This is a genomic window from Desulfobotulus sp. (assembly GCF_034006065.1).
Lineage (GTDB): Bacteria > Desulfobacterota > Desulfobacteria > Desulfobacterales > ASO4-4 > Desulfobotulus.
The window spans coordinates 1-7,588 of the sequence record NZ_JAVETM010000076.1; the positions used below are offsets into that span (position 1 = coordinate 1).

7 protein-coding genes and 1 pseudogene are annotated in these 7,588 nt (G+C 55.5%); all 8 read left to right on the plus strand.

Annotated features, from left to right (window positions below; translation table 11 throughout):
• Positions 1-112 precede the first annotated feature (112 nt).
• The gene (locus RBR60_RS15650; protein WP_320358506.1) at positions 113-2,338 is read left to right on the plus strand and encodes a sensor histidine kinase; all 2,226 of its coding nucleotides are present in this window, start codon (positions 113-115) and stop codon (positions 2,336-2,338) included.
• 150 nt (positions 2,339-2,488) lie between these two features.
• Entirely contained in the window at positions 2,489-3,814 is a 1,326-nt protein-coding gene (locus tag RBR60_RS15655) for a sigma-54 dependent transcriptional regulator (protein WP_320358508.1), read from the plus strand.
• A 2-nt stretch (positions 3,815-3,816) separates the two neighbouring features.
• The gene (rsmD, locus tag RBR60_RS15660) at positions 3,817-4,422 is read left to right on the plus strand and encodes a 16S rRNA (guanine(966)-N(2))-methyltransferase RsmD (RefSeq protein WP_320358509.1); all 606 of its coding nucleotides are present in this window, start codon (positions 3,817-3,819) and stop codon (positions 4,420-4,422) included.
• A gap of 149 nt (positions 4,423-4,571) precedes the next feature.
• The gene (coaD, locus tag RBR60_RS15665; RefSeq protein WP_320358511.1) at positions 4,572-5,081 is read left to right on the plus strand and encodes a pantetheine-phosphate adenylyltransferase; all 510 of its coding nucleotides are present in this window, start codon (positions 4,572-4,574) and stop codon (positions 5,079-5,081) included.
• 79 nt (positions 5,082-5,160) lie between these two features.
• On the plus strand, positions 5,161-6,093 hold the full coding sequence (locus RBR60_RS15670) for a selenium metabolism-associated LysR family transcriptional regulator (protein WP_320358513.1): 933 nt from the start codon (positions 5,161-5,163) through the stop codon (positions 6,091-6,093).
• A gap of 11 nt (positions 6,094-6,104) precedes the next feature.
• On the plus strand, positions 6,105-7,004 hold the full coding sequence (gene rfbD, locus RBR60_RS15675; protein ID WP_320358515.1) for a dTDP-4-dehydrorhamnose reductase: 900 nt from the start codon (positions 6,105-6,107) through the stop codon (positions 7,002-7,004).
• Positions 7,001-7,357: pseudogene (locus RBR60_RS15680) on the plus strand (sugar nucleotidyltransferase); the annotation flags it as partial. The gene rfbD and the pseudogene RBR60_RS15680, both read left to right, overlap by 4 nt.
• A 56-nt stretch (positions 7,358-7,413) precedes the next feature.
• Positions 7,414-7,588 (plus strand): transposase (locus RBR60_RS15685; protein ID WP_320358516.1); only part of this gene is annotated, 175 nt, incomplete at its 3' end.

Sequence of the window (7,588 nt, forward strand, 5' to 3'; positions counted from 1 at the left end):
CGAACTCACCCTGCCGCTTTATCTGCACCACATCCTTTTTTTTCTCTCCTTCTGGAATTTTGAAACAGACTGGTACAGCATCGATTTCACCTTCTGATCCGCCGGAGTTCCCATGACCCGAGCCCGCACCCCCCACGGAGAAAACAAGCGCCGCAAACAGGAGCTTGTGATCATCCTTTTCATTCTCCCCCTGGTGGCTCTCCTCACCTTTGTGGAAACCCGCATGCTGGATTTCGGCGCAGATTTTCCCCTTTCCTACACCCTCCTGATGTTCGGTATCATCAATATCAACCTGCTTTTGCTCCTCCTTCTCATTTTTCTTGTCTTCCGTAACCTCGTCAAACTTTACTACGACCGCAGGGAAAGGATTCCCGGAGCCAAACTCCGCACCCGCCTGCTCATGGCCTTTGTCACCCTCACCCTCCTGCCCACCACAGTGCTTTTCATTTTTTCCATGAACTTCATTTCCACAAGCATCGCCTTCTGGTTCAATGTGCCCGTGGAACAGGCTCTGGAAAACGCCATTTCCGTAGGTCGCCAGCTTTACAGCCGCACCACGGAAGACAACCGCTTTTTCCTCCGTCAGATCTCCGGAGAAATCATCTCCAGGGATCTGATGACCGAAAAAAACCGCCCAAACCTCAGGGCCTATGCCATGGCCCGCATGGAAGGTATTCCCGCAGACACCCTGGACATCCACGGGCCTGACGGATCCCTCCTGTTTTCCTATAAAAATCAGCATATCGACAGCAACCTCCACCCCCTTTCACACGAAACACTCCGCCAGTCCGCAAAGGACGCCGTCACCCGGGATGTGACGGAAATCATTCTCTCGGGCGAGCTGATCCGCACCATCAGCCCCCTTCCCTACGACGCTTCGGAAAAGGAGATCCAGGGCTACCTGGTCATGGGCAAACGCATCCCAGCGCCCCTGATCCACAACCTCGCGGCCATCACCCAGGGCTCCAGCGAATACCAGCAGGTAAAGCTGCTCAAGCAGCCCGTGCAGCAGATCTATTACCTGGCCCTCACCGTTGTGGCCCTTCTCGTGCTTTTCTGCGCCATCTGGTTCGCCTTTTATCTGGCCCGCACCATCACAACCCCCATCATGGAACTGGCCGAAGCCACCCGCCGCATTGCCGAAGGGGACCTTGAGTTTCAGATTGCGCCCGCAGGGGACGATGAAATCGGCATTCTTGTGGATTCCTTCAACCGCATGACCCGGGATCTGCACATGGGCCAGGAGCAGCTTTCCCTCTCCGCCCGCATGCTCCGCCAGCAGAACAGTGAGATTGAAGAAAGACGCCGCTACATTGAAACCATTTTAAAAAATGTTTCCGCAGGGGTGATTTCCTTCAACTCCGCAGGCATTGTCACCACCATCAATCCTTCTGCGGAAAAAATGCTGGGCCTTTGTTCGGAAAATCTCCTGAAAAAGCCCTACAGAAAAGCCATCCCCAAACATTACCGCAAACTGGCCGAAGAATTTGAAAAACGCATACAGACCATGGAAAGCGACATGGAAATCCCCTTAAGTCTCACCGTTTCCGGCCAGCCCAGAAATTTTCTCACGCATTTTTCCGCTCTCATGGATGACGCAGGCAGACGCATGGGCACGGTCATGGTGTTTGACGATGTCACGGAACTGGAAAAGGCCCAGCGCATGGCCGCATGGCGGGAAGTGGCCCGACGCATTGCCCATGAGGTGAAAAATCCCCTGACTCCCCTTTCCCTCTCCGCCCAGAGACTCCGCAGGAAATACAGATCCATGCTCACAGACCCTGTGTTTGATGAATGTACCCGCATCATCGTGGATCATGTGGAAGTGATCCGTAACCTTGTCAACGCCTTTGCCGATTATGCCCGTTTTCCCGCAGCGCGCCTGCGGCCCGAGCACCTGGGCCCCATTGTGGCGGACAGTGTGGCGTCTTTCCGGGAAATGCACCCCCAGATCGGCTTTCACCTGGACATTGAAACCCCGCTTCCGAAAATCGCCCTGGATCCCCAGCAGACCCGGCAACTGGTACTCAACCTCCTGGACAACGCCGCCGCAGCCCTGGAAGATCAGGGGCAGATTTCCGTGGCCCTTTTCAGGCCTGAGAATCTCCATGTGCTGCGCCTTGAAGTGCGGGACACCGGCCCTGGCATTGCCCCGGAAGAAAAAATCCGCCTTTTTGAACCCTATTACTCCACCAAAAGCAGCGGCACAGGGCTTGGCCTTGCCATTGTCAACTCCATTGTGGCGGAACACAGGGCCGCCATTGCCGTTTTGGACAACCTTCCTTCGGGCGCCTGTTTCCGCATTGACTATCCTCTGCAGGATTTTACAACGGCCTGATGCCCAGGCAACAATGCCCTGCGCATAAACGGCTGAGAAGCCTCGCCTTCTTCCTCTTTTTTTCCTGTCTGCGGATTTGCCTTCCGACCCGGCCTTATGCTATTGAGGCCTCAGCCCGGATCCAGCAACGGTCACCCAAGGAGAATCTGCATGTTTCCCACCCTGCTCATTGTGGATGATGAACCCGGTATCCTTCAGACCCTGGGGGGTCTGCTTCAGGACGAAGGCTTTGATATCCGCACCGCGCCCAATGGTTTTGAAGCCCTGAAAAGCATTGAAGAAGATGTGCCGGATCTGGTCCTGCTCGATATCTGGATGCCGGGCATGGACGGCATTGATACCTTAAGGGAAATCCTGCGCATGGAGCCCCACCTGCCTGTGATCATGATCACAGGCCATGGCACCATCGACACCGCAGTCACGGCCACAAAGTCCGGAGCCTTTGATTTCATTGAAAAACCCCTTTCCATTGACAAGGTACTCATCACCATCCACAACGCCCTCAATTTCCGGCGTCTGGAGGAGGAAAACCGTTACCTTAAAAAAAAGAATCTGGACCGCCACGCCATCACCGGCAATTCCAAACCCGTCCAGCAATTGCGCCTTCAGATTTTCCAGGCAGCGCCCAGCCACGCCTCGGTCCTGATTCTCGGAGAAAACGGCACAGGCAAGGAGCTGGTAGCCCGCAGCATCCACCAGCTCAGTGAACGCTCCGAGGAAGCCCTCATCTGCATCAACTGCGCAGCCTTTTCCCCGGACCGCGTTGAAACCGAACTCTTTGGTCAGGAAAAGGAGAACGCGGACACCCCCCGCTACAAGGGCTGTGTGGAAATGGCCCACAGGGGCAGTCTCTTTCTGGATCAGGTGGCGGATCTTCCCCTCGCAGCCCAGGGTCATCTGCTGCGTTTTCTGGAAGACGGCCATTTTCACAGAATTGGCGGAAGCCGGGAAATCCAGGTGGATGTGCGCATCATCGCAGCCACCAACCGGGATCTTCAGCAGGAAATCCGGCTGGGGCATTTCCGGGAAGACCTCTACTACCGCCTGGCCGTCCTGCCCATCCAGGTGCCACCTCTGCGGGAACGCACCCAGGATATCCCCGACCTTGCGGCTCTTTTTCTGGAAGAAGCCGCCATCCGGGGAAAACTTTCGCCCAAAAACCTCAGCCCCGAAGCCCTGGACTGGCTCATCCGCCACGACTGGCCAGGCAATGTGCGGGAGCTGAAGAATCTGATGGAAAGGCTCGCCATCAGCACCGACGCCCCCCGCATCACCCCTGCCATACTCAAGAGCCAGGGGTTTGGCCTGCCCGTCCGCCCCGACCCCATGGCTGCCAGGGACTACAAAACAGCACTGGATCTTTTTTCCAGGATGTATGTCCGAAAACAGCTGGCCATCCATGACCAGGATCCTGAAAAAGCCGCCCTGGCCTGCGGACTGGACCTCAAAACCTTCTCCAGCCTTATGGAAGAGTGAGCATGCGCGTTATTGCAGGCCGCTTCAAGCGCCGCCTCCTCAAAGCGCCTAAGGGCATGGACACCCGCCCCACCAGCGACCGTCTTCGGGAAAGCCTCTTTTCCATTCTGGGCTGGGAGCGCATCCAGGGTGCACGGGTTCTGGATCTTTTTGCAGGCACGGGCGCTCTGGGTATCGAAGCCCTCAGTCGGGGCGCCCTGTATGCCGTTTTCATTGAAAAAAATCCCCAGACCCTGAAGGTACTTCACGAGAACATCCAGAGCCTGGGGCTTAGGCAAGAAACCCGGATCCTGCGCTGGGATATTCAAAAAGACCTGCGCTGCCTGAAAGGAGAAGCGCCCTTTGACCTGATTTTCATGGATCCTCCCTATGGCAGGGGTCTTACGCCCCTGGCCCTTGACCACCTGAAAAAAACCGGCCTGCTCCATGAAACCAGTCTCATGGTCTGCGAGCACACGGAAGAAGACGCCCTGCCCGAACCTGACACGGGCTTTACCCTTCTGGATCTCCGCATCTACGGGAAAACACGGCTTGCCTTTTTTGAACCAGGCCAGGAAAAAGCCCCTGCGACCCAAAGGAACATTGATTTTCTGGATAACATGATTTAAATACTGCCAATCTTTTTATGGGATCTTCCAGATTCCTGAAGCTCCCCTGTGGCAGACCAGGGCCTCAGTAAAATTTTTTTTTAAAATCAGAACGCCGGACCCTGGGTCCCATGCGCACATGCATAACGCTTTCATCCCTACGGAACGCCATGAAAACCATTGCCATCTATCCCGGATCCTTTGACCCCCTCACCAACGGTCATACGGATATCATTGAGCGCGCCTTGAGCCTCTTTGACACCGTCATTGTAGCCATTCTCCACAATCCCAACAAAACCGGACTCTTCACCGTGGAGGAAAGAAAGGAGCTGATCCGCCAAAGCCTTGTGGAATACGAAGATCGCATTGAGGTGGACAGCTTTGACGGGCTTCTTGTGGATTATGCGGAAAAAAAAGGGGCCAAAGCCATCGTCCGGGGCATGCGGGCCATGGGCGACTTTGAAAGCGAATTTCAGATGGCCATGATGAACCGCCGCCTCAACCGTGAGGTACAGACCGTATTCCTCATCACCGGGCTGCGATGGATTTTTACAAGCTCCTCTGTGATCAAGGAAGCCGCCCGCTTTGGCGCGGATATCTCCGGTATGGTCAGCCCTGCGGTGCACCTGCGCCTCAAGGAAAAAATGGAGCAGGCGGGGTATATCAGGCGACAACCCTGACAAGACTCCATCCCCTTTTTTTATGATTCAGATTTCCGCAAAGCCTTTCTTTGCAGCCCATAGGGGCAGGAATGAAAAAATGGACTTATGGCAACTTAACATCTTCTGCAAAGTTGTGGAGCGTAAGAGCTTTTCCAAGGCCGGAAAAGCCGTTCATCTCTCCCAGCCCACCATCAGCAGCCATATCCGCGATCTCGAAAGCCATTTCGGATGCAGGCTCATCGACCGTCTGGGAAAAGAAGCCGTGCCCACCCGCGCAGGCAGTCTTCTGTACCAGCATGCCCGCCGCATACTGCAGCTGAAAGATGAAACCGAAGCCGCCATGGCGGAATTTCAGGGCTCCATCAAGGGCCGTTTTGTGGTGGGCGGCAGCACCATCCCCGGCGCGTACATTCTTCCGCGCCTTGTGGGCGGTTTTGCGGAGCGCTTTCCCGATGTCACCCTTTCCCTTGAAATCGGTGACAGCGAACAGATTCTTGCGGAAACCCTCTCCGGCGGCCTGGAGCTTGGGGTTGTGGGCGCACTCAGCACAGACCGCAGGGCCGAGCAGATCCGCCTCATGGAAGATGTGATGTGCCTTGTGGTTCCCCCCCGCCACCCCTGGGCGGGCCGGGAAAGCATGGATTTGGAAAGCCTGAAGAAAGAACCCTTCATTCTGCGGGAAAGGGGTTCCGGAACCCGGCAGGCCATTGCAGGCCATCTGAAAGCCTTGGGACTTTCCATTGATGATTTTCGCATTGTGGCGGAAATGGGCAATACCCAGGCCGTGATTCAGGGCATCAAAAGCGGTCTTGGGGTTTCCATCCTCTCTCCTGTGGCCGTGGAAGAAGAGCTGGCCTCGGGCCGTCTTTTTGCCCTGAAGGTGGAGGGTGCCGATCTGCGGCGCAACTTCTACCTCACCCGGCACAAGGACCGCACCCCTTCGCCCCTTTGCCAGGCCTTTATCCGCTATATCCAGGAAGTGTATCCCTTCCCTGGACCCATTCTGCCATTGGATGCGAATGCGAAATAAAGGGAGCCAAAATGAACATTCTGCTTCTTGGAAAAAACGGACAGGTGGGCTGGGAGCTGCAACGGGCCCTCGCCCCCCTTGGATCCGTGGTTGCTCTGGATCTGGACGACTGCGGTGATCTTTGCGGCGATCTACAGGATCAGGAAGGCCTGCGCCGCACCCTCCGTACCCTGAAACCGGCTATCACCGTCAATGCAGCCGCCTGGACAGCCGTGGACAAGGCTGAAGAAGAAAAAGAGGCGGCAACCCGGATCAACGGCCTGGCTCCCGCCATCCTGGCGGAAGAAATACGCCGTCTGAACGGCTGGCTGATCCACTACTCCAGCGATTATGTGTATGACGGCAGCGGTCATCTTCCCTGGACGGAAACAGCCCCCACCGGGCCCTTGAATCACTACGGAAAAAGCAAGCTTCAGGGAGATGAAGCCATCATGGCCTCAGGCTGCAGACACCTCATCTTCCGGACAAGCTGGGTCTATGCCCGCCGTGGCAACAATTTTGCCAAAACCATGCTGAGGCTTGCGCGGGAAAGAGAAATTCTCCAGGTAATTGAGGATCAGGTGGGAGCCCCCGCAGGAGCGGATCTTATTGCTGACGTGACGGCCCACTGCCTGAGAAGTGCCCTGAAGGATGAAACCCTCAGCGGGCTGTACCATCTTGCCCCTTCCGGCACCACCTCCTGGCATGGCTATGCCTCCTTTGTCGTGGAAAAGGCCAGAGAAGCCGGTGAGATCCTCGCTGTCAGAGAGATCCGTCCCATTCCCACAAGCGCCTACCCTACCCCGGCCCAAAGGCCTCTCAACTCAAGACTCCATACCCGAAAACTTGAAACACGCTTTGGCCTGCATCTTCCTTCCTGGCAGGACGGCGTGCATCGCATGATCCAGGAAATAACGGGAAAAACATCATGAAAAAACGCAAAGGCATCATTCTGGCCGGAGGCTCCGGAACCCGTTTGCACCCCATTACCCTGGGGGTCTCCAAACAGCTTCTGCCCATCTATGACAAACCCATGATCTACTACCCCCTTTCCGTGCTCATGCTGGCGGATATGCAGGAGATTCTCATCATCTCAACCCCTGAGGATCTTCCCGGATACCAGAAACTCCTGGGAGACGGCTCCCGCTTTGGACTGAACCTCCAGTATGCGGAACAGCCCTCCCCCGATGGCCTGGCCCAGGCCTTTCTCATTGGCGAGAGGTTTATCGCTAAGGATCCCTGCTGCCTCATCCTTGGGGACAATATCTTTTCTGATTACCACTTTGGTTCAGCCATGCTTATCTTGGTATGGAAGCAGACCAACCAAGATGGAGGTGTGTCATGACAAAAAACATGATTCAATTCCAAAAAGTCATGAGTATTCATGAGTTTATGGGTCAGTATGGTAGCGAAGAGCAATGCCGGGAAGTACTTTTCAAGCAACGGTGGCCGGATGGTTTCCGTTGTCCACATTGTGGCAACTCAACGTACTGCAAACTCAAATCAAGAAACCTTT

Bases quoted from the DNA above. Each gene is read 5' to 3' on its own strand.
- RBR60_RS15650 (WP_320358506.1), top strand. From the start codon at position 113: ATGACCCGAGCCCGCACCCCCCACGGAGAAAACAAGCGCCGCAAACAG.
- RBR60_RS15655 (WP_320358508.1), top strand. From the start codon at position 2,489: ATGTTTCCCACCCTGCTCATTGTGGATGATGAACCCGGTATCCTTCAG.
- rsmD (WP_320358509.1), top strand. From the start codon at position 3,817: ATGCGCGTTATTGCAGGCCGCTTCAAGCGCCGCCTCCTCAAAGCGCCT.
- coaD (WP_320358511.1), top strand. From the start codon at position 4,572: ATGAAAACCATTGCCATCTATCCCGGATCCTTTGACCCCCTCACCAAC.
- RBR60_RS15670 (WP_320358513.1), top strand. From the start codon at position 5,161: ATGGACTTATGGCAACTTAACATCTTCTGCAAAGTTGTGGAGCGTAAG.
- rfbD (WP_320358515.1), top strand. From the start codon at position 6,105: ATGAACATTCTGCTTCTTGGAAAAAACGGACAGGTGGGCTGGGAGCTG.